The organism is Streptomyces sp. NPDC111656 (genome assembly GCF_055656965.1).
This window is the reverse complement of the sequence record NZ_JBVKCA010000004.1, coordinates 529,255-548,522: the sequence shown is the minus strand read 5'-3', so window position 1 is coordinate 548,522 and position 19,268 is coordinate 529,255. Positions and strand designations below refer to the sequence as shown.

The 19,268-nt window shown below is 72.0% G+C and carries 19 protein-coding genes; 10 read left to right on the top strand and 9 right to left on the bottom strand.

Annotation, left to right across the window (positions count from 1 at the left end):
- Nucleotides 1-71: 71 nt before the first annotated feature.
- Nucleotides 72-860 carry a MerR family transcriptional regulator gene (locus tag ACZ7M3_RS15865; protein WP_472063771.1) on the top strand — a complete coding sequence of 263 codons (789 nt, stop codon included), beginning with the start codon at nt 72-74 and terminating at the stop codon, nt 858-860.
- Nucleotides 857-1,459, top strand: coding sequence for a hypothetical protein (locus tag ACZ7M3_RS15860; protein WP_472063769.1), 603 nt, complete (start codon nt 857-859; stop codon nt 1,457-1,459). Before ACZ7M3_RS15865 ends, ACZ7M3_RS15860 begins: the two co-directional genes overlap by 4 nt.
- Here ACZ7M3_RS15860 and ACZ7M3_RS15855 read toward each other — a convergent pair.
- Entirely contained in the window at nt 1,410-2,846 is a 1,437-nt protein-coding gene (locus ACZ7M3_RS15855) for an RNB domain-containing ribonuclease (protein ID WP_472063767.1), read from the bottom strand. The two genes, ACZ7M3_RS15860 and ACZ7M3_RS15855, sit on opposite strands and share 50 nt — an antisense overlap.
- 93 nt (nt 2,847-2,939) lie before the next feature.
- Between ACZ7M3_RS15855 and yaaA the strand changes: the two genes are divergently transcribed.
- Nucleotides 2,940-3,722 (top strand): peroxide stress protein YaaA, encoded by a 783-nt coding sequence (gene yaaA, locus ACZ7M3_RS15850; protein WP_075026573.1) that lies wholly within the window; start codon nt 2,940-2,942, stop codon nt 3,720-3,722.
- 212 nt (nt 3,723-3,934) lie between these two features.
- The gene (gene eda / locus ACZ7M3_RS15845; protein WP_382117425.1) at nt 3,935-4,585 is read left to right on the top strand and encodes a bifunctional 4-hydroxy-2-oxoglutarate aldolase/2-dehydro-3-deoxy-phosphogluconate aldolase; all 651 of its coding nucleotides are present in this window, start codon (nt 3,935-3,937) and stop codon (nt 4,583-4,585) included.
- Here eda and ACZ7M3_RS15840 read toward each other — a convergent pair.
- Nucleotides 4,569-5,585 (bottom strand): zinc-dependent alcohol dehydrogenase family protein, encoded by a 1,017-nt coding sequence (locus ACZ7M3_RS15840; protein ID WP_472063765.1) that lies wholly within the window; start codon nt 5,583-5,585, stop codon nt 4,569-4,571. The genes eda and ACZ7M3_RS15840 overlap by 17 nt on opposite strands.
- Before the next feature lie 115 nt (nt 5,586-5,700).
- On the opposite strand from ACZ7M3_RS15840, the gene ACZ7M3_RS15835 reads away from it, so the two are divergent.
- Nucleotides 5,701-6,510, top strand: coding sequence for a helix-turn-helix domain-containing protein (locus tag ACZ7M3_RS15835; protein WP_261684403.1), 810 nt, complete (start codon nt 5,701-5,703; stop codon nt 6,508-6,510).
- A gap of 18 nt (nt 6,511-6,528) precedes the next feature.
- Here ACZ7M3_RS15835 and ACZ7M3_RS15830 read toward each other — a convergent pair whose 3' ends face one another.
- Genes ACZ7M3_RS15830 through ACZ7M3_RS15820 form a run of 3 tightly spaced genes read right to left on the bottom strand, consistent with a single transcriptional unit; the run spans nt 6,529 to nt 9,413 of the window.
- Nucleotides 6,529-7,803, bottom strand: coding sequence for a bifunctional RNase H/acid phosphatase (locus tag ACZ7M3_RS15830; protein ID WP_472063763.1), 1,275 nt, complete (start codon nt 7,801-7,803; stop codon nt 6,529-6,531).
- A 12-nt stretch (nt 7,804-7,815) separates the two neighbouring features.
- Complete coding sequence (locus ACZ7M3_RS15825; protein ID WP_355615950.1) at nt 7,816-8,559, bottom strand: zinc ribbon domain-containing protein; 744 nt, start codon at nt 8,557-8,559, stop codon at nt 7,816-7,818.
- On the bottom strand, nt 8,556-9,413 hold the full coding sequence (locus ACZ7M3_RS15820) for a Nif3-like dinuclear metal center hexameric protein (RefSeq protein ID WP_472063761.1): 858 nt from the start codon (nt 9,411-9,413) through the stop codon (nt 8,556-8,558). The genes ACZ7M3_RS15825 and ACZ7M3_RS15820 overlap by 4 nt, the downstream gene beginning before the upstream one ends.
- A gap of 255 nt (nt 9,414-9,668) precedes the next feature.
- Here ACZ7M3_RS15820 and ACZ7M3_RS15815 point away from each other — a divergent pair, with 255 nt between their 5' ends.
- Together ACZ7M3_RS15815 and ACZ7M3_RS15810 are read left to right on the top strand one after the other, a co-directional pair.
- Entirely contained in the window at nt 9,669-10,955 is a 1,287-nt protein-coding gene (locus ACZ7M3_RS15815; RefSeq protein WP_472063759.1) for a hypothetical protein, read from the top strand.
- A gap of 62 nt (nt 10,956-11,017) precedes the next feature.
- Complete coding sequence (locus ACZ7M3_RS15810; protein WP_351293315.1) at nt 11,018-11,185, top strand: hypothetical protein; 168 nt, start codon at nt 11,018-11,020, stop codon at nt 11,183-11,185.
- 71 nt (nt 11,186-11,256) lie between these two features.
- On the opposite strand, the gene ACZ7M3_RS15805 is transcribed toward ACZ7M3_RS15810, so the two are convergent.
- From ACZ7M3_RS15805 to ACZ7M3_RS15795, 3 genes are all read right to left on the bottom strand, one after another.
- Complete coding sequence (locus tag ACZ7M3_RS15805; protein WP_472063757.1) at nt 11,257-12,195, bottom strand: 3-oxoacyl-ACP reductase; 939 nt, start codon at nt 12,193-12,195, stop codon at nt 11,257-11,259.
- 71 nt (nt 12,196-12,266) lie between these two features.
- Entirely contained in the window at nt 12,267-13,343 is a 1,077-nt protein-coding gene (locus tag ACZ7M3_RS15800; RefSeq protein WP_351293321.1) for a Zn-dependent alcohol dehydrogenase, read from the bottom strand.
- A gap of 45 nt (nt 13,344-13,388) precedes the next feature.
- The gene (locus ACZ7M3_RS15795) at nt 13,389-14,246 is read right to left on the bottom strand and encodes a MaoC/PaaZ C-terminal domain-containing protein (protein ID WP_472063755.1); all 858 of its coding nucleotides are present in this window, start codon (nt 14,244-14,246) and stop codon (nt 13,389-13,391) included.
- A 254-nt stretch (nt 14,247-14,500) separates the two neighbouring features.
- Between ACZ7M3_RS15795 and ACZ7M3_RS15790 the strand changes: the two genes are divergently transcribed.
- Genes ACZ7M3_RS15790 through ACZ7M3_RS15780 form a run of 3 tightly spaced genes read left to right on the top strand, consistent with a single transcriptional unit; the run spans nt 14,501 to nt 17,452 of the window.
- Nucleotides 14,501-15,412 carry an ABC transporter ATP-binding protein gene (locus ACZ7M3_RS15790; protein WP_472063753.1) on the top strand — a complete coding sequence of 304 codons (912 nt, stop codon included), beginning with the start codon at nt 14,501-14,503 and terminating at the stop codon, nt 15,410-15,412.
- Entirely contained in the window at nt 15,412-16,131 is a 720-nt protein-coding gene (locus ACZ7M3_RS15785; protein ID WP_389596366.1) for an ABC transporter permease, read from the top strand. Before ACZ7M3_RS15790 ends, ACZ7M3_RS15785 begins: the two co-directional genes overlap by 1 nt.
- A 40-nt stretch (nt 16,132-16,171) precedes the next feature.
- Nucleotides 16,172-17,452, top strand: a complete 1,281-nt coding sequence (locus ACZ7M3_RS15780) for a sensor histidine kinase (RefSeq protein ID WP_472063751.1) — start codon at nt 16,172-16,174, stop codon at nt 17,450-17,452.
- Here ACZ7M3_RS15780 and ACZ7M3_RS15775 read toward each other — a convergent pair.
- Nucleotides 17,430-18,980 carry an alpha-L-arabinofuranosidase B gene (locus ACZ7M3_RS15775; RefSeq protein WP_472063749.1) on the bottom strand — a complete coding sequence of 517 codons (1,551 nt, stop codon included), beginning with the start codon at nt 18,978-18,980 and terminating at the stop codon, nt 17,430-17,432. The two genes, ACZ7M3_RS15780 and ACZ7M3_RS15775, sit on opposite strands and share 23 nt — an antisense overlap.
- Nucleotides 18,981-19,268 lie beyond the last annotated feature (288 nt).

The following is a 19,268-nucleotide window of genomic DNA, read 5'->3' as shown; positions in this document are numbered from 1 at the left end:
GCCCGCGTTTTCATGCCGCCGAGGACCTCCTCGCTTGACCTTGCCGCAACGTCAACGTTTCTACTGAGGGCATGAGGATCGGAGAACTCGCCGTCACCGTCGGTGTCACCACGCGGACGGTACGGCATTACCACCATCTCGGGCTGTTGCCGGAGCCCGAGCGGCGCCCCAACGGCTACCGGGACTACACGCTGCGGCACGCCGTCGTGCTCGCCCGGATCCGGCGGCTGACCGAGCTGGGACTGGGGCTCACCGAGGTGCGGGACGTGCTCGCGGACGACGCGGGGCGCGATCTCACCGAGGTGCTCGAGGAGCTCGACGCCGATCTCGCCCGGCAGGAGGCGGCGATCCGGGAGCGACGGGACCGGCTGCGCGCCCTGCTGGACCGGGAGGGGGACCTGCCCGCCGAGGGCCCCGTCTCTCCCGAACTGGCCGCGCTGCTCACGGGGATGGCGCACGGTCCCGAGTCCCCCATGGCCGCCAGGGACCGCGAGGTGCTCGCTCTGATCGACACCGTGGCCTCGCCCGAGAGCCGGCAGCGGCTGATGGCGGCGCTGGGCAGCGCCTTCGAGACGCCCGCCGCCGTGGCACGGGCGCACGAGGTGTACGCGCTCCTCGACGCGCTCGCCGACGCCGACCTCGACGACGCCGACCTCGACGACGCCGACGCCGACGACCCGCGCGTGGACGAGGCGGCCCGGGCACTCGCCGACTGCCTGCCCGATTCCCTGCTCCCGGAGACCGACCTCGCGCCCGGCCTCGACGACAGCTTTCTGCGCGCCCTCTACGCCGACGTCGCCCCGGCCCAGGCGGAGGCGATCCGGCGGGCGATGCGGATGTTCACGGAGCGTGGGCGATGAGGATCGCGCGCGCCCTCGTACGGCATGAACTGCGCCTGCTCGCCAGCCTGTTGCTGTGGGCGACCCGGCGGACGCACGGCACGGGCGACGGCCGCCCCTTCGGTCACGCGCGGGGCCAGGGCGCCATGATGTGGGGGTTCGCCTTCGTGTGCGTCGTCGAGACGGCCGGGATGGCGGTGCTGCTGCACGGGTGGCCGGTCGTCCACGCGGTCGTCCTCGTCCTCGACGTCTACACCGTGCTGTTCGTCGTCGGCATACACGCGGCAAGCGTGACGCGCCCGCACATCCTCGACTCCACGCACCTGCGCGTCCGCAACGGCGCGCACGTGGATCTGCGGATACCCCTGGCGGACATCGCGGCGGTGCGCCGCGAGCTGCGCACCACGCACGAGCGCGCCGAGGGCGAACTGAACCTCGCCGTGGGCGCCCAGACCGACGTGACCCTCGAACTGGCCGTCCCCGTGCCGCACTTCACCTTCCTGGGCCGGGAACGTCACATCCGTCTCGTACGGCTGCACGCGGACCACCCCGACGAACTCGCGCGGGCCCTCACGCGGGCGCGAACCGCACCTTCGCCGTCCCCAGGTCGGCCTGGGTGAGGCGGACCCGCAACCGCTCCCCCAGCGGCAGCTTCCCGGTGCCGCCCTCGATGCGGGCGACGACCGCGGGTGACTCCAACTGGACGGTTCCGACCGAGGGTTGACGCTCCATCACATCCACGACACATCCGTCGAAGATGTCCCCGACCCGGTCCTTGAGGAGCGCGGCCTCGACGATGTCGACGCACTCGCGCTCCACGGTGCCCGCGCGTCGGGAGCCCTCGGCCATCTCCTTGGGGAGGGTGTCGAGGGAGGCGAGGACCCACTCGGGGGGTGGTTCGTCCGCGGCGGCGGCCAGACAGAGTTCCGAGGCGTAGCGGTCGACGAGACGGCGCAGGGGGGCCGTGCAGTGGGCGTAGGGCGCGGCCACGGCGGCGTGCGAGGTGACGTCCGGGAGGGCGCCGCCCCGGAACACCGTGTAGCCCGCGCCGCGCAGCAGCGTCGTGCACTCCTGGAGGAAGGCCGCGTGGCGCGGCAGGTGGGGGTCGAGGGAGCGGACGAGCCGCGCGTACGAGACGTGGTGCGGCCAGTCGATGTGCAGGGCCCTGGCCGTGCGGCGAAGGCGGCCGACCGCGCCGTCGGGGGCGGCGGGCAGCGTGCGCAGGACGCCGGTGCCGTGCGCGAGCATCAGGTCTGCCGCCGCCATCCCGGTGAGCAGGGAAATCTGCGCGTTCCAGGCGTCGGCGGGGAGCGGGGCGCGGTAGACGAGTTCGTACGTCCCGTCCTTCTCGATGATCTCCTGCTCGGGGACGTTGAGGGAGATCCCGCCGCGCTCCACCTCGAGACGCTCGCGCAGCGTCCCGATCTCCTCGAGGAGGGCGAGCGGCTCCTCCGCCGTACCCTCGTCGATCCACTTCTGTACGTGCGCGTAGTCGAGCTTGGCGCGGCTGCGGACGAGGGCCCGGCGTACGTCGGCGCTCTCCGTGCGGCCGTCCGCGTCCAGGTCGATCGTCCAGAGCGCGGCCGGGCGGGTCTGGTCGGGCAGGAGGCTCGCGGTGCCTTCGGAGAGCCGGGTCGGATGGAGGGGGACCTTCTCGTCCGGGAAGTAGAGGGTCGTCACGCGGCGGTGCGCCTCGGCGTCCAGGGCGCCGCCCGGGGCGACGAAGGCGGCGACGTCGGCGATCGCGTACCGGACGCGGTAGCCGCGGCCGTTCTCGCGGCGGGACAGGTGCATCGCCTGGTCGAGGTCGGTGGACGTCGGCGGGTCGATGGTGAGGAAGGGGATGTCCGTCGCGTCGTGGGGAGGCAGGCGGGGTGGCCGGGCGGCCTCCTCCAGCACGCCGGGCGGGAAGCTCGCGGGCACACCGAGACCGGTCCGCAGGGCGGACAGGGCGGCCTGCAGAGGAGCCCCCGGTACGCAGGTGGCGCGGATATGGCGGCACGGCATGGGTCGAGCGTAGGTCGCGCGCACGCGGCGGGCACCCCGACCGCACCCCTTAGGCTGGCGCCGGGCCATACCCACCGTTAGGAGAACACCACCGTGCTCGTGCTGCTGCCGCCTTCCGAGGGCAAGGCACCCTCCGGCCGGGGAACCGCGCTGAAGCTGGAGTCGCTGTCCCTGCCCGGGCTCACCGAGGCGCGTCGGGCGGTCCTCGACGAGCTGGCCGAGCTGTGCGCCGGCGACGAGGAGAAGGCCCGCGAGGTGCTCGGACTGAGCGAGGGCCTGCGCGGCGAGATCGCCAAGAACACGCAGCTGCGCAGCGCGGGCGCGCGCCCGGCCGGGGAGATCTACACGGGGGTGCTGTACGACGCCCTGGACCTGGCCTCGCTGGACACGGCGGCCAAGCGGCGCGCGGGCCGCTCGCTGCTGGTCTTCTCCGGGCTGTGGGGCGCGGTCCGGGTGACGGACCGGATCCCGTCGTACCGCTGCTCGATGGGGGTGCGGCTGCCGGGGCTCGGAGCGCTGGGCGCGCACTGGCGTACGCCGATGGCCGCCGCGCTCCCCGAGGCGGCCGGCGACGGGCTGGTGCTCGACCTGCGGTCCTCGGCGTACACGGGTGCGTGGAAGCCGAAGGGCGAGGTGGCCGGGCGGACGGCGACGGTCCGGGTGCTGCACGCGCCCACCCGGAAGGTGGTCAGCCACTTCAACAAGGCGACGAAGGGGCGGATCGTACGGAGTCTGCTGGCGGCTGGCGCCGCGCCCGCCGGTCCGGCGGAGCTGGTGGAGACCTTGCGGGACCTGGGGTACGAGGTGGAGGTGCAGGCGCCGGCGCGGGCGGGGACGGCCTGGGCGCTGGATGTGCTGGTGAACGAGGTGCACTAAGCGCTCCGCTGGAAGTGCCGTGATGTGCCGTCGTTTTGCTGCGGCGCCGTTGTGGCTCGTCGCGCAGTTCCCCGCGCCCCTTCAGGGCGCTGCCGAACCGCAGTGGACCTCGCACGGCCTGCTTGGAGCGGCCCAGGTGCACCGGAGCGGGAGCTGTTGCAGCATATGCAACGCTCTTTGCGCATGTTGCAGAGCGCGGGCACGATGAGCCCATGAGCTCACCGCTGCCCTCGGTTCCCGCCGCCTCCGTGCTGGATCTCGCCCCCGTGGTTCCCGTCGTCGTGGTGAACGAGGTCGCGGACGCCGTACCCCTGGCCACGGCACTCGTCGCGGGTGGGCTGCCCGCGATAGAGGTGACCCTGCGGACGCCGTGCGCGCTCGACGCCATCCGGGCGATCGCGGACGGGGTGCCGGGCGCGGTGGTCGGCGCGGGCACCGTCATCACGCCGGCGCAGGTGACGGAGTGCGTGGCCGCGGGCGCCCGCTTCCTGGTCAGTCCCGGCTGGACCGACGTGCTGCTCGATGCCATGAAGGCGTCCGGGGTGCCGTTCCTGCCGGGGGTGTCCACGACCTCGGAGGTGGTGGCGCTGCTGGAGCGCGGGGTGCGGGAGATGAAGTTCTTCCCGGCGCAGGCGGCGGGCGGCACGGCGTACCTCAGGTCGCTCGCCGGACCGCTGCCGCAGGCCAGGTTCTGCCCGACGGGCGGTATCGGCCCCACCTACGCGCCGGACTACCTCGCCCTCCCCAACGTCGGCTGCGTGGGCGGGACATGGATGCTTCCCGAGGACGCGATCGCCGCGAAGGACTGGGGGCGTGTGGAGAGCCTCGCGCGCGAGGCGGCCGCGCTCAGGCCACGCGGATGACGACCTTGCCGAAGGCCACGCCGGACTCGTAGTGGCGGAACGCCTCGTGGACCTCGTCGAAGCCGAAGGCCCGGTCGATGACCGGGCGGGTGCCGTGCAGGGTGAGGGCGCGGTTCATGGACTCGAAGTGAGTCCGGTTGCCGACGAAGAGCCGCCGCATCGTCACCAGACTCGACGCGAGCGCGTCCGTCGTGATCTCCAGGGAGGCCTTGCGCGGGCTGTTGGCGCTGACCAGGACGATCCTGCCGTAGAGCGCCGAGGCGCGGACCGACTGCTCGATCGTCTCCGGGCCCACGGTCTCGACGACGAGGTCCACGCCGCGCCCGCCCGTGAGGTCGCGGACCGCCTGTCCCCACGCGGGGTGGTCGGTGTACCGCACGATGTGGTCGGCGCCCAGGGCCTTGAGTCGCTCGGCCTTCTCCGGGCTCGATGTCGTGGCGACGACCTCGCCGCCCAGCATCTTCGCGAACTGCACGGCGAACAGCGAGAGCGCGCCCGTACCCAGTGTCAGCACCGTCTCGCCGGGGACCACCGCCTGACCGCCCGTCAGCGCGTGCCAGGCCGTGACGCCCGCGCAGGGCAGGCAGGCGGCCTCCTCCCAGCCGAGGTGCTCGGGCACCCGCACCGCCGCGTTCTCGTCGAGGCGCGCGTACTCGGTGAGCATCCCGGGCAGGGTGGCGCCGGGCTGGTCGATCAGCGCGGGCGTGATCCGGCCGTCGATCCACTTCGGGAAGTACGTGCTCGCCACCCGGTCCCCGACCGCGAACCGGGTCACCTCCGCGCCCACCGCGACGACTTCGCCCGCTCCGTCACTCAGCGGGATCACGTCCGGCACGGCCTTCAGCGGATAGGTACCGTTCAGGATCAGCAGATCGCGCTTGTTGAGGGAGACGGCGCGGACCCGGACGAGGATGTCGCGGGGGCCGGGCTCGGGGCGGTCCGTCTCGCGCGGGGCGATGCCGTCGACGGTGCCGGGCGTTTCGAGGTGGTAGGCGCGCATGTCGGCTCCCTGGGGTGTGCTCCGTGGATGCGTCCATGCTGCTCGGACGGGGTACGCCGCTCAATTCCCCGTGAGGTATGGCCGGACTGTCGTACCCGTGACGTACAACTGAGCCATGACCATCAGCACGGCCGCCTCGGTGACCGAACCCCCGCCCTTCGCCCGGGAGCTGCTGCGCTGGCGCACCGCGCGCCGGGTCAGTCAGCTGGAGCTCGCCTCGCGGGCGGGGACGACTCAGCGCTACGTCAGTTTCATCGAGCGCGGGCGGTCGGTGCCCGGCAGGGAGATCGTGATCCGGCTCGCCGAGTCGCTCGGCCTGACGCTGCGGGAGCGCAACTCGCTGCTGCTGGCGGCCGGTTACGCGCCCGCGTTCGCGGAGTCACCGCTCGACGCGGTCGCGCTGAAGCCCGTACGGGAGGCGTTGGACAGCATCCTCGAAGGGCATCTGCCGTATCCGGCGGTGGTGGCGGGGCCGCGGGGTGAACTCGTCGCGGCGAACGAGGCGTTCGACGTGCTCACCGAGGGCGCGGACCCCGCGCTGCTCGCGCCGCCCGTCAATGTGCTGCGGCTCGCGCTGCATCCGCGCGGGATGGGCTCGCGGGTGGTGAACCTGGACGCGTGGGGGCAGCACATCGTGGAGAACCTGCGGGCTCGTGCCGTGCGCAGTCCCGATCCCCGACTCGCTTCCCTGGCCGAGGAGTTGGCGGACCACGTACCGGCGAGTGAGCCCGGCGCCGACTATCTCGGCTTCGCCGTGCCGCTTCGACTGCGGTGCGCGGAGGGCGAGTTGAGACTGCTCACCACGCTGACGTCGTTCGCGACCGCGGTCGACGTGACGCTCGCCGAGCTGCACCTGGAGGCGTTCCTCCCGGCGGACCGGGAGACCGCCGAGATCCTGCGGGCCCGGGCCGCTCGGCGCGGGTGATCTCCGGGTCCAGGCCGCTCAGCGCAGGTGAGAGGTGTCGTTGAAGAGGCGCAGGCTGGCGTTGCCGTCCGCGTAGTACGCCACCGCCGACAGGGAGGCCGCGGACAGCTCCATCCGGTACAGGGACTCCGGCGGGGCACCGATCGCGAGCCGTACGAGGCTCTTGATCGGGGTGACATGGCTGACGAGGAGGACGGTGCGGCCCGCGTAGGAGGCGATGAGCTTGTCGCGGGTGGTCGCGATACGGCGGGCGGTCGCCGCGAAGCTCTCGCCGCCGCCGGTCGGTTCGGCCTTCGTGGAGGCGAGCCAGGTCTTCAGGTCCTCGGGGTACCGCTCCTGCACCTCGGCGAAGGTGAGGCCTTCCCAGGCGCCGAAGTCCGTCTCGCGCAGGCCGTCCTCGATGGCGACGTCCAGTCCCAGGCGGGCGGCGACGGCGGCGGCGGTCTGGCGGGTACGGGTGAGTGGCGACGCCACGATCGCCTGGACGGTGCCGCGTGCGGCCAGCGCGGCGGCGACGCGCTCGGCCTGTTCCCGGCCCACGTCCGAGAGCGACGGGTCGGTGCCGCCGCTGCCGGAGAAACGCTTCTGGGGGGTGAGGGGGGTCTCGCCGTGGCGCAGGAGTACGAAGGTGGTGGGGGCGCCCATGTCGGGGGTCGCGCCCCAGCCGGTCGACGGTGCCGGGGTGGCCACGTTGCGCGCGGCCCGCGCGTCGTCCTCGGACTTCGCGGCTTCGCCGCCAGGAGTCGTCTGGCTGCGGGTCGGTGGGGGCTGGTCGCGCCCACGCGGCGGAGCCGCAGATGTCACAGCCCCGCGCCCCTGAAGGGGCGTTGCAGAACCCGGCGTCAGCAGTTCCGCCGTCGATGCCGAGGGGGACCACTGTTCGCCGCGCCGCCCGGCGTCCATCGCCTCGTTGGCCAGTCGGTCCGCGTGCTTGTTCTGTTCGCGCGGCATCCACTCGTAGGTGATCCGGTCGGGCGGGAAGACGCGGGCCGCCTCCGCGGCCAGGGGCTTCATGTCCGGGTGCTTGATCTTCCAGCGGCCGGACAGCTGCTCGACGACGAGCTTGGAGTCCATCCGGACCCGGACGCGGGCGGCCGGGTCCAGTTCGTGGGCGGCGCGCAGGCCCGCCAGCAGGCCCCGGTACTCGGCGACGTTGTTGGTGGCGATGCCGATGTACTCGGCACGCTCCGCCAGTGTCTCCCCGGTGGCCGCGTCGATGACCACGGCGCCGTACCCCGCGGGTCCCGGGTTGCCCCGGGAACCGCCGTCGGCCTCGACGATGAACTCCCGCACGCCCCGCGCCCCTTACAGCCCGGACTCGGACGTACGCACCAGGATGCGGCCGCAGTTCTCACAGCGCAGCACGGTGTCCGGGGAGGCCGCCTTCACGTCGTTGACCTCGGTGATGTTGAGCTCCAGGCGGCAGCCCTCGCAACGGCGCTGGTAGAGCCGCGCGGCGCCGACGCCGCCCTGCTGCTGGCGCAGCTTGTCGTAGAGCTTCAGCAGGTCGGCGGGGACGGTGGCCGCGACGACCTCGCGCTCCTTCGTCGCCGAGGCGGCCTCGCCGTCGAAGGACTCGAAGGCGGCGTCCCGGCGGCCGGTCGCGTCGTCGATCTTCGACTGCACGGAGGAGGTCCGCTCGGTCAGCTCGGCGACCCGCTCCTGCGCGGACTCGCGACGCTCCATGACCTCGAGGACGACGTCCTCCAGGTCGCCCTGCCGCTTGGCGAGCGAGGTGATCTCGCGCTGGAGGTTCTCCAGGTCCTTGGGGGAGGTGACGGCACCGGAGTCCAGTCGCTGCTGGTCGCGGGTGGCGCGCTGGCGCACCTGGTCCACGTCCTGCTCGGCCTTGGTCTGCTCGCGGGCGCAGTCGCTCTCCTCGGTCTGCGCGGCGACGAGCAGGTCGCGCAGCTGCGTGAGGTCCTTGTTCAGCGACTCGATCTCGGCGTGCTCGGGAAGGGACCTCCGCTTGTGCGCGAGCTGCTGCAGGCGTACGTCGAGGGCCTGGACGTCGAGAAGTCGGATCTGGTCGGCGGGCGCGGCGTTCAGTTGGGGGCTCCCATTGCGTTAGGTGTTTCGGTGGACGCCGCGTGGGCGGTCCAGGGGTCGGTGACCGTCTTGGAGACGTGGACCCGCAGGCCCCATCCCTTGCGGTCGGAGATCTCGTCGAGCTGGGCGGCGGCCAGCTCGCACCAGGGCCACTCGGTGGCCCAGTGCGCCGCGTCGAGCAGCGCGAGAGGACTGTGGGCGCGGGCCTCTGACGCCGGGTGGTGGCGCAGGTCCGCGGTGAGGAAGGCGTCGACGCCTGCGGCGCGCACGTCGTCGAAGAGGCTGTCGCCGGAGCCGCCGCTGACCGCGACGGTCCGTACGACCGCGTCGGGGTCGCCGGCGACGCGGATGCCCTGCGCGGTGGCGGGCAGTCGCCCGGCGGCGCGTGCGGCGAGTTCACGGACGGTCAGCGGGTGGTCCAGCTCACAGACGCGGCCGAGGCCGCGGCGGCCCTCGGGGTCGGTGGGGTCCGGCACGAGCGGCCGTACGACCCGCAGGTCGAGTGCCCCGGCGAGGGCGTCGCTGACTCCCGGGTCGGCTCGGTCGGCGTTGGTGTGGGCGACGTGCAGCGCGATGTCGTTCTTGATGAGGGTGTGCACGACCCGGCCCTTGAAGGTGTCGGCCGCGACCGTCGTCGTCCCGCGCAGATAGAGCGGATGGTGGGTGACCAGCAGGTTCGCGCCCAGCTTCACCGCTTCGTCGACGATTTCCCGAACGGGGTCGACGGCGAACAGGACGCGGGTGATCTCCTGGTCCGGCTCGCCGCACACGGTGCCGACCGCGTCCCATCCCTCGGCCCTCTCGGGGGGCCAGAGGGTGTCGAGCGCGGCGATGACTTCAGACAGACGGGGCACGGGGAAAGGCTACCTGGCTCGGGCCGGTGCCCCACCGGTCGCGGGCCGGTCCCGGGGTGCGCGACCAGGGGTCCTGGCGGCGGGCGGCCCTCGGTGATCGGGGCCCCACCTCCTTCTCCTCGCACCGTTCAGCACACGCGTCAGCGTTCCCTCAGGCGAATCGCGGCACGGCCACCCTTATGTGTGAAGCGCCCGCCCGCCGGTCCCACGTCTGTGCGTGCGAAAACTAGCTTCGTCGCCGGAGGTGACCGAACGATGACGGCCTGTGCCACCGAGCCTGCGGCGGAACCCGGGGACGAGCGGGCCACTCGCCCCACGGATACGACCGCCCACCCCGCGGATGCGACCGCCTGCCCCATGGATGTGATCGCCCGCCCCACCTGCGTGATCGCCACCGACGGAACCTACGCGGCCCGCCTCGCCCTCGACGGCGAGTGCTGGTTCCCGGAGCGCTGGACGCTGGACGGCCCCGAGCCCTACGCCGTACCGCTGCCGTCCCACCAGCCGGAGGAGCCCGGCACCGAGGTGCTGCCGTTGTCCGACGGGCGGGTGCTGATCCACCGCATCGCGGACGGGCGGCACACGTTCTCGCTGCTGTACCCGACCGAGCCCGGCACCGGGGAGCTGCTCCTCGGCGCGGTGGAGTGCCACGACGAGGACACCCGGCTGTGGTTGCTGCCGCCCGCGCCGGACGGGGAGCACGCGTTCGCCCTCGCCGCGGGCCGTGACTCCACGGCGGTGTGGCTGGTGGCGGGCGGCGCGTTCGGGCCCGAGCACCTGGCCGAGGTGCCGGGCCGCTGTTCGGGCGGGGCCTGGCTGGACGGCACGGGGCGCCTGCTGGCCCTGGACCGCCGCCTGGACGGCCGCACCAAGACGGTGGTCGTCGACCTGGGGCGCGGCGGTGAAGTAACGCCACTGCTGCAGATCGCCGAGGACAGCGACGACCGGCTGCTGCTCGCGGACGCCGACAGCGGACTGCTGCTGATCCGCTCTGACGCGCCGTCCCCGGGCCACGACCGCCTCGGCTGGGGCGTCCTCGGCAGCACCCTGCCGATCCGCTTCCCCGACTGTCTGCGGGCCACCGACTGCGCGGTGACGCCGTTCGCGATCCAGCCGGGGCAGGTACTGACGCCGGAGCGCTGCGCGGTGGCCCTGCGCATCGACGGGCCGGCGGGCAGCTGGGTGGGGGTGTGGCGGCCGGTCGAACGCCAGGTCCACCATCTCGCTGCCCCCGAAGGCTGGTTGGCGGGCGCGGGCCTGTGGACCAGGGAGGGGGTTCTCCAACTGCCGTACGCGACGGGGTCGGTGCCGTGCGGGGTGACGAAGGTGACGGCGCCCGCCGTCGCGGTGTCGGCGGAGGCACCCCCTCCGCCGGAACGGCCCGCGGCGCGCCCGGTCCCCCTCCAACAGGCACCGCTGGGCGGGCAGTCCCCCGTGAGGAGGCGGCCCCTTTCCGTCCGTCCGGCGCCCGAGGACGAGGCCTTCTGGGCCGAAGGGGGGTCCGGGGGCGAGAACAGGTCACCCGCCCCCGTTCCCGCGTGAGCGACCGGTTAGAATCCCCCGGCTGCAAAGAAGGATCTTGTTGACGGGGTGAACACTTCCACATGAGCGAAACCAGCACCATGGAACCGCCGGCCACCGACGCCCACGAGGCGACGGTCCAGGACGAAGGCCACGGCAAGCACCGTGGCCCGGTCTCCGGCCGGGACGACGAGGCGACCCCCCACGGCCGCCACCGCAAGCCGTCCGACCAGCAGAACACATCGGTCTGACGGTAAGCAGAACCAGCGATACGGCCCCGCTCGCGCTTCGGCGCGAGCGGGGCCGTTCGTTGCCGGGCGAGCTAGGTGTGCTTGAGTCCCAGTACCTCCGCCGCCGCGAACGTCTCCCCCGGCGGCCGCTGCGCGTAGTACGGGCCGAGCAGTGCGTCGAGTTCGTCGTAGGTGAAGGCGTCCTGCTTGGTGTCGAACTTGGCGGCCACCCGCGGCCGTTCGACGACCGCGACCATGCCGCCGTGCACGACGAGCAGCTGTCCGTTGACGTGCGCGGCGGCGGGTGAGGCCAAGTAGCCGACGAGGGGCGCGACATGCTCGGGGGCGAGGGGATCGAGGCCCTGCTCGGGCACCTCGAACCCGTGGAACACGTCCTCGGTCATCCGGGTCCGGGCGCGCGGGCAGATGGCGTTGGCCGTCACGCCGTACTTCGCGAGCGCCAGCGCGGTCGAGGTCGTCAGCCCGACGATGCCGCCCTTGGCCGCCGCGTAGTTGGGCTGTCCCGCCGAGCCCGCGAGGAAAGCCTCCGAGGAGGTGTTCACGATCCGCCCGTACACCGGCCCGTCCGCCGCCTTGGACCGCGCCCGCCAGTGCACGGACGCGAAGTGGGTCGTGTTGAAGTGCCCCTTCAGATGCACGCGGATGACGGAGTCCCACTCGTCCTCCGACATCGAGAAGACCATCCGGTCGCGCAGGATGCCCGCGTTGTTGACGAGGATGTCCAGCTTCCCGAACTCGCCGATCGCCAGGTCGACCAGCTCACGGGCCCGTTCGCGGTCGGAGACGTCCCCGGTGTGGGCGAGGGCGCGGCCGCCCGTGGCGCGGATCTCGGCGGCGACCTCCTCGGCGGGGGTGGCCGAGGCCGCGCCGGTGCCGTCCCGTCCGGGCTGCCCGTAGTCGTTGACGACGACGGCGGCACCCAGGCGGGCCAGTTCCAGCGCTTCGGTCCGGCCGAGCCCGCGCCCCGCGCCGGTGACGATCGCGGCGAGCCCTTCAAGTGGCAGTGACATCGAAGTCCTCAGCAGTCGTGGAGGCGGTCGTGGGGGCAATCGTGGGGGTCAGGTGGCAACAGCCGTGGGGGTCAGATCTCGATGCATGTACGCAGCGCGGTTCCCGTCCGCATCTGGTCCAGCGCCTCGTTGATCCCGGACAGCGGCACCCGGTGGGTGATCAGGCTCTCCAGGTCGATGCGGCCCGCGCGCCACAGGGCGATCGTCCGCTCGTACGACCGCAGGACGTCTCCGCCGCCGTACATGGACGGCAGGATCCGCTTCTCGTCGAAGAACAGCTCGAACATGTTGAGCTGCAGGAAGTCGTCCATGGCGCCCGCGCCGACGATGACGAGGGTGCCGCCGCGGCGGGTGTTCTCGTAGGCGGTACGGGCGGTGGCGGAGCGGCCGACGACCTCGAAGACGTAGTCGAAGCCCTCGCCGCCGGTCACCGACTGCTTCGCGCCCGGGAGTTCGTCGGGCGAGACCGCCTTCGTCGCGCCGAACCGCAGCGCGGCCTCCCGGCGCGAGGCGACCGGGTCGACGGCGACGATCTCGGCGGCGCCCTTGAGGCGCGCGCCCTGGATCGCGGAGATGCCGACGCCCCCGCAGCCGATCACGGCGACCGAGGAACCGGCCGCCACGTCCGCGGTGTTGAGGGCGGCGCCGAGGCCGGTCGTCACTCCGCAGCCGATGAGGGCCGCGATGTCGAAGGGCACGTCGTCCGGGATCGGCACGGCGGAGCCCGCGTCGACCACGACCTCCTCGGTGAAGGTGCCGGTCCCGGCGAAGCCGAAGACGTCCCCGCCGGGGCGCCTGAAGTTGGGCGTGCCGGCGTTCATGAACCCGGCCAGGCACAGTTGGCTCTGGCCGCGCTTGCAGGCGGGACAGACGCCGCAGGCGGGCAGCCAGCAGACGACGACCCGGTCGCCGGGCTTGAGGTGGGTGACGCCCTCGCCGACCTCGACGATCTCCCCGGCGCCTTCGTGGCCGGGTACGAACGGCGCGGGCTGCGGCAGTACGCCGCTCATCGCGGACAGGTCGGAGTGGCACAGGCCGGTGGCCCGTACCCGGATCCGCACCTTGCCCGGCCCGAAGCCCACCGCCTCGATGTCGTCGAGGACTTCCAGCTTGTCCTGGCCTATCTCGTGCTGTACGGCTGCGCGCATGGTGCGGCTCCCCTCGACAACGGGCTGATCACTGACGGGCTGAGCTCAGGAGTGTGTGACGACGGTGTCGGCGAGGACCGGCGCGTCGTCACGCTCGACGGCGCTCACGGCCACCCGGACGCTGCCTTCCTGCCGCCACATACGGATGCGCAGGGTCTCCCCCGGGTACACGACCCCGGCGAAGCGCGTGGTGTACGAGCGGACGCGCGCCACGTCCCCGCCGAGCAGCGTGTCGACGACCGCCTTGAGCGTCATCCCGTACGTGCACAGCCCGTGCAGGATCGGCCGGTCGAACCCGGCGAGCTTGGCGAACTCGGGGTCGGCGTGCAGCGGGTTCCAGTCGCCGGAGAGCCGGTAGAGCAGCGCCTGCTCCTCGCGGATCGGGCGCTCGACGGTCCGGTCCGGCGCACCGGCGGGCTCCTCGAGGCGAGTGGAGGGGCCGCGGTCGCCGCCCCAGCCGCCCTCTCCCCGTACGAAGATCTGGGCGTCGTTCGTCCACAACGGTCCCTCGGCGTCGGCGACCTCGGTGCGCATGACCAGGACAGCCGCCTTGCCCTTGTCGTACACGGCGGCGATCCGCCCGGTGGCCAGGGCCTTGCCCTCGATGGGGATCGGGCGGTGCACTTCGATGGTCTGGCCGCCGTGCAGGACGCGGGCGAGGTCGACGTCGACGCCGGGCATGGACAGTCCGCTGATCACTCCGGGGGAACCGGCGCCCGCGACGGTGGCGAAGCTCGGCAGGACGTGCAGCTTCGATTCGAGGGTGTAGCGCAACTCGTCGGGATCCGTCGCCGGGACGCCCGCTCCGAGGCCGAGGTGGTAGAGCTGGACGTCCTTGCGGTCCCAGGTGATCTCACCGCTGCGGGGTTCGGCGGCGAGGGCCTTGGCGGCGTCGATGGGCATGGGGCTCCTGATCAGTAGCGCGAAAGACCTCGGTGCGGCCGTCCGCACCGTCGGCCGCACCGAGGTCGACACTGGCCGATCTAGAACGCGTTCCAGTCCGGCGACCCTTGTATAGCCCAGCACTCGGCAGTTGTGAAGGCTCCTGACGCCCTGTCAGGTCAACGGTCCGTTCGCCCGGCCGTGACATTTGTCCTGCCGGAGTCCGTACAAGCGCATCTGCCGGGCAGGGGCCGCGGATTCGTACCGTCTCAGACATGACACAGACAGGTGGGACAGAGCGTGCCGTGTCCTTCACGGGGGCGGTCAAGGCGTTCGGCACGGTGCGCGCCGTGGACGGGGTGGATCTGGAGATCGGCCGCGGCGAGACGGTGGCGCTGCTGGGGCGCAACGGCGCGGGGAAGTCGACCACGATCTCCCTGCTGCTCGGCCTGAACGAACCGGACGAGGGGACAGTCGCGCTCTTCGGCGGTTCCCCGGAGGCGGCGGTGCGCGCCGGGCGGGTCGGCGCGATGCTTCAGGAGACCCGGCCGGTGCCCCGCGTGACCGTCCGCGAGCTGGTCTCCTTCGTCGCGGGCCGCTATCCCGCGCCGCTCCCGGTCGCCGACGCGCTGGAGCTCGCGGGGATCGCGGATCTGGCCGGGCGGCGCGTCGACCGGCTCTCCGGCGGACAGGTGCAGCGGGTGCGGTTCGCGATGGCGCTCGCCGGGAACCCCGACCTGATCGTGCTCGACGAGCCGACCGCCGCGCTGGACGTGGAGGCGCGGCGCGCGTTCTGGGACTCGATGCGGTCCTACGCGCGGCGTGGCCACACCGTCCTGTTCTCCACGCACTACCTGGAGGAGGCCGACGCGCACGCCGACCGGATCCTCGTCATCGACCACGGCCGACTCGTCGCCGACGGGACCGGCGAGCAGCTCAAGCGGGCGGTGGGCGGCAACCTGGTCTCCTTCGACCTCGCGGGCCGAGGCACCGAGGGGCTGACCCTGCTGCCCGGTGTGGTGTCGGTGGAGGTGCGCGGGGACCGGGCCCGGCTGCGCACGGAGGACTCGGACGCGACGGTGCTCGCGCTGGCGGAGCTCGGCGCGATCCGCGGCCTGGAGGTCGTCCCCGCGTCCCTGGACGACGCGTTCATGGCGCTCACTTCGCATGTTCTGGAGACGGTGTGATGCTGGACTATCTGCGCCTCGAAGTGCGCCGGACGCTGCGCGACGCCGGCTTCGTCATCGGCGGCATCGCGATGCCCGTGATGATGTACCTCCTGTTCACGAACCTCGGTGACGCCAGTGACGGCGGCTGGAAGACCGGTTCGATGATCGGCATGGCCGCGTACGGGGCGGTGGGCTCGGCCCTGAACACCGGCGGCGGGGTCGCCGAGGACAAGGGGATCGGCTGGCTGCGCCAGCTGCGGGTGACCCCGATGACCCCGCGCGAGGTGGTGCTCGGGCGGACGCTGACCGGCTCGGTGACCGTGCTGCCCGCGATCGCCGCGGTGCTGGCGGCGGGCGGCCTGGTCAACGGCGTACGGCTGGAGGTCTGGCAGTGGGCCGCGGTCGCGGTGCTGCTGTGGCTCGGCTCGATACCCTTCACGCTGCTCGGCCTCGGCAACGGCTACCGGCTCACCGCGCAGACGACCGGTGTCGCGAACATGGTGTGCAACCTGGGGCTCTCGGTGGTCGGCGGTCTGTGGTTCCCGCTGACGCTCTTCCCGGGGTGGCTCCGGTCCCTGTCCGGCTTCACCCCCACGAACCGCATCGCCCAGCTCGGCGCATCCGTCGCCGACGGCGACGCACCGGCGCTCGGTGCGGTGGCGGTGCTCACGGCTTGGCTACTGGCCTTCGGTTCGTACGCTGTGGTCTCGTACCGCAGGGCCGCGCGGACCATCTGAAGCAGACCTGAAGCAGACCGTCCGAAAGGGGAGCGGGGACATGTCCTGGATACGAGGGGTCACCTGCCAAGTGAAGGAGTGGCGGGCTGCGCGGGCGCGCTGGCGGGCCGAGATGGAACGCTTCAAGGCCGAGCAGCGGGCGGCCCGCAAGAGCGGCGGCAAGATGCCCGAGAACCCGGGCCCGCCGCCCACCGGCTTCGCGCTGCTGCCGTGGCTGCTGATGGGGATGGGCTCCTTCTCCAACCTCCTCCAGGGCAAGACAGCGAACCCCTGGATCGGCGGCCTGGGTCTGTTCGCCTTCAACTCCCTCTACATCTACGTGACGTTCCGCTCCTTCGTGAAAGAGGCCCGCGAGGCCCGCTCGACCAAGGTGGCGCTCGTCCTGATGGGCCTGGTCACCTGTGGGCTGGCCCTCGGGTACGGGGGCAGCTGGCTGTACTTCTTCCCGCTCCTCGGCCTGGCCACCGGCGCGGTGCTGCGGGGCCCGCGGGTCGGTCAGATCGGCCTCGGTCTGACCGCGCTCGCGGCGGCGGTCTCCATCTTCCGCGCGGGCTGGGACGCGGTGAACGTCGCGTACGGCACCTTCCTGTCCACCATGGTGACGGCGGCGATCCTCTCCCTCTCCGAAGCGGTACGGGAACTGCGCGCCGCCCGCGAGGAGCTGGCCCGCCGCGCCGTCGAGAAGGAACGCCTGCGCTTCTCCCGCGACCTGCACGACCTGCTCGGCCACACGCTCTCCGTCATCGTGGTGAAGTCGGAGGCGGCCCGCCGGCTGGCCCCGCGCGACCTGGACGCGGCCCTCACCCAGATCACGGACATCGAGTCCGTGGGCCGGCAGGCGCTGACCGAGATCCGCGAGGCGGTGACCGGCTACCGCGAGGGCAGCCTCACCACGGAACTGGACCGGGCCCGCTCCGCCCTGTCCGCGGCGAGCGTCGACCCCGTGGTCCGCCAGTCCGGCGCCCCGCTGACCCCGCAGCACGAGGCCCTGCTGGGCTGGGTGGTCCGGGAGGCGGTGACCAACGTCGTACGGCACAGCGGCGCGACCCGCTGCGAGATCACCGTCGAGGGCGTATCGGGCGGCCAGGTCCGCCTGACCGTCACGGACGACGGCACCGGCACGGGCGCCTCCGCGACCGGCCTTGCCGAGGGCATCGGCGGCACCGGTCTGAAGGGCCTGACGGAACGCCTCGCGGCGGCGGGCGGGTCGCTCAGGGCCGGCCCGTCACCGCGCGGCGGCTTCACGGTTACCGCCGAACTCCCGCTGGAGGCGGCGGACTTGGCGTCCTCTTCGGTGGCTACGGTGCCCAGGGAGCCGTGACCGCCCAGCTCACGTCGTCCGTCCACGAGGTGGCGCTGTCGAAGGTGTTCGAGCCGCCGTCACTCGCTATGTAGACGTTGTAGTTGTAGTGCCGGAGGTATCTCGTCGGGTAGTTGTACGAAGCGAACGAGGTCCCCGTCCCGCTCTTGCCGGTCCCGGCGCAGAACGTGGCGTCCTGTCTGAACTGCGTGGTACCGACCATGGGTTGTCGGGAGAGCTGGTAGTTGTAGTGCCGCAGGAAGTCGCCCGGGTAGTTCCGTGACTCGAAGGAGTAGCAGGAGCTGTCGGCGAGGCCCCTGCGGACGATCCAGGTGGCGTCGCCCTTGTCGAGCGACGAACTGCTCGACGTGATGGCCGAGATGACCGCCGCGTTGTTCTGGTGGCGGATGTAGTCGGTCGTGCAGCACGAGGTGGTCGCGCGCAGCGAGATCTCGGACCCGGCCGTCAGCGAGCCGGTGCTGCCGGTCGAACCGCCGTAGCCGACGGAGACGATGTTGGCCTGGACGGAGTTGTCGGCGGCGTCCGTCGGAATGCCCGAGGTCATGACGCCCTCGAAGAAGGACCCGATGGAGCCGTTGCTGTTGTCGCCGCCGGTGCCCAGGACGATCGCGCCCTCCTGATGCATGGGCGAGTAACCACTGGTGGTGGGTTCACCCCCGGAATAGGTGGTCGTGAGACCGCCCGATTGGGCGTTTCCGTATTTCAGCGCGAAATGATCCTGACCGTTGTTCTTCAGCAAAGCGGTCACGAACGGCATCGACCCGGTGCCGGTGTTCGACGTGTTCTTGCTGTAGCCGGAGTCCGACTGGAACAGTCCGTTCTCCAGGTCGGCCTGCACCCAGGGGCCCTGGCCGTAACAGGGCGAGAACCAGCACTCGGTGCCGAAGTTGATCGCGTCCATGTGGCCGTTGCCGGTGTCCTTGTTGTTGGTCTCGGCGTTGCCGTAGTCGAAGCAGCAACTGCCGTTCACATGGGTGCCGGAGGTCACCATGTACATCCCCTCGGCCGCCCCGTTGGTGGCCACGCCCGAGGTGGAGTTGTCCCGGTAGCCCATGCCGGCCGAGATCTCCAGGCCGTAGACCTGGTGGCCGCCGACGGTCACCGGCAGCGCGTCCGCGGGCGCCCCGACATCGGCCGCGCCCGCCCCGCCCGCACCCTCGACGGTGAGGTCGTTGTGGCGCGCGGACTGGTCGTAGATCTTGGTGATGACGCAGGTGGTGCCGGAGCAGAAGGAGTCCTGCGCCGCCGCGTTCGCGTACCCGCCGGCCGCCAGGAGACCGATGTTCGCGGTGGCGCTGTCGGAGGCGCGCTGCACCTGGTAGAGAGAGCCGTTGTACGACGAGTAGAGCGCTCTGACGAGGCTGTGCGCGGCGACACAGGGTGTGCCCGCGGCGGCGTAGACGTCACAGGGCAGTGATCCGGCGGCGGTGGCCGCCGGGGTGCCGACGGCGAGCGCGACGACGGCCGCCAGCACCGACAGCACGGCCCATACGGCGCTTCTCGGGCGCGACAATCTTGGTAACACCATGCACCTCTTCCGTTCCTGGTAGGACAGTGCGGGTACCCGGTCGAAATACCGGACATTGTTCGATCGAAATACCGAACCATTCCCGGTCGAAATGTCGAACGTTTGCGAATATCGACTCGGCACAGGAACGGCAAAGGCGATCGCGGAATGTCGAGGCGATTGTTTGCCCGGAGTCAAGGGCCGTCAAGACGCGCGGAGTCGAACCATGGAGAGTTTTTAATGACCGGCGAAGTGCGCACGACGACGGGCCACGCGCCTTCCCCCGCCTTACGCTGGGCCCCGTGAACG

Coding starts and splice junctions, on each gene's coding strand:
- ACZ7M3_RS15790 (WP_472063753.1), top strand. CDS start 14,501: ATGACACAGACAGGTGGGACAGAGCGTGCCGTGTCCTTCACGGGGGCG.
- ACZ7M3_RS15810 (WP_351293315.1), top strand. CDS start 11,018: ATGAGCGAAACCAGCACCATGGAACCGCCGGCCACCGACGCCCACGAG.
- ACZ7M3_RS15835 (WP_261684403.1), top strand. CDS start 5,701: ATGACCATCAGCACGGCCGCCTCGGTGACCGAACCCCCGCCCTTCGCC.
- ACZ7M3_RS15775 (WP_472063749.1), bottom strand. CDS start 18,980: ATGGTGTTACCAAGATTGTCGCGCCCGAGAAGCGCCGTATGGGCCGTG.
- ACZ7M3_RS15780 (WP_472063751.1), top strand. CDS start 16,172: ATGTCCTGGATACGAGGGGTCACCTGCCAAGTGAAGGAGTGGCGGGCT.
- ACZ7M3_RS15840 (WP_472063765.1), bottom strand. CDS start 5,585: ATGCGCGCCTACCACCTCGAAACGCCCGGCACCGTCGACGGCATCGCC.
- ACZ7M3_RS15800 (WP_351293321.1), bottom strand. CDS start 13,343: ATGCGCGCAGCCGTACAGCACGAGATAGGCCAGGACAAGCTGGAAGTC.
- ACZ7M3_RS15815 (WP_472063759.1), top strand. CDS start 9,669: ATGACGGCCTGTGCCACCGAGCCTGCGGCGGAACCCGGGGACGAGCGG.
- ACZ7M3_RS15855 (WP_472063767.1), bottom strand. CDS start 2,846: ATGCCGTGCCGCCATATCCGCGCCACCTGCGTACCGGGGGCTCCTCTG.
- ACZ7M3_RS15795 (WP_472063755.1), bottom strand. CDS start 14,246: ATGCCCATCGACGCCGCCAAGGCCCTCGCCGCCGAACCCCGCAGCGGT.
- eda (WP_382117425.1), top strand. CDS start 3,935: ATGAGCTCACCGCTGCCCTCGGTTCCCGCCGCCTCCGTGCTGGATCTC.
- ACZ7M3_RS15805 (WP_472063757.1), bottom strand. CDS start 12,195: ATGTCACTGCCACTTGAAGGGCTCGCCGCGATCGTCACCGGCGCGGGG.
- ACZ7M3_RS15785 (WP_389596366.1), top strand. CDS start 15,412: ATGCTGGACTATCTGCGCCTCGAAGTGCGCCGGACGCTGCGCGACGCC.
- ACZ7M3_RS15860 (WP_472063769.1), top strand. CDS start 857: ATGAGGATCGCGCGCGCCCTCGTACGGCATGAACTGCGCCTGCTCGCC.
- ACZ7M3_RS15865 (WP_472063771.1), top strand. CDS start 72: ATGAGGATCGGAGAACTCGCCGTCACCGTCGGTGTCACCACGCGGACG.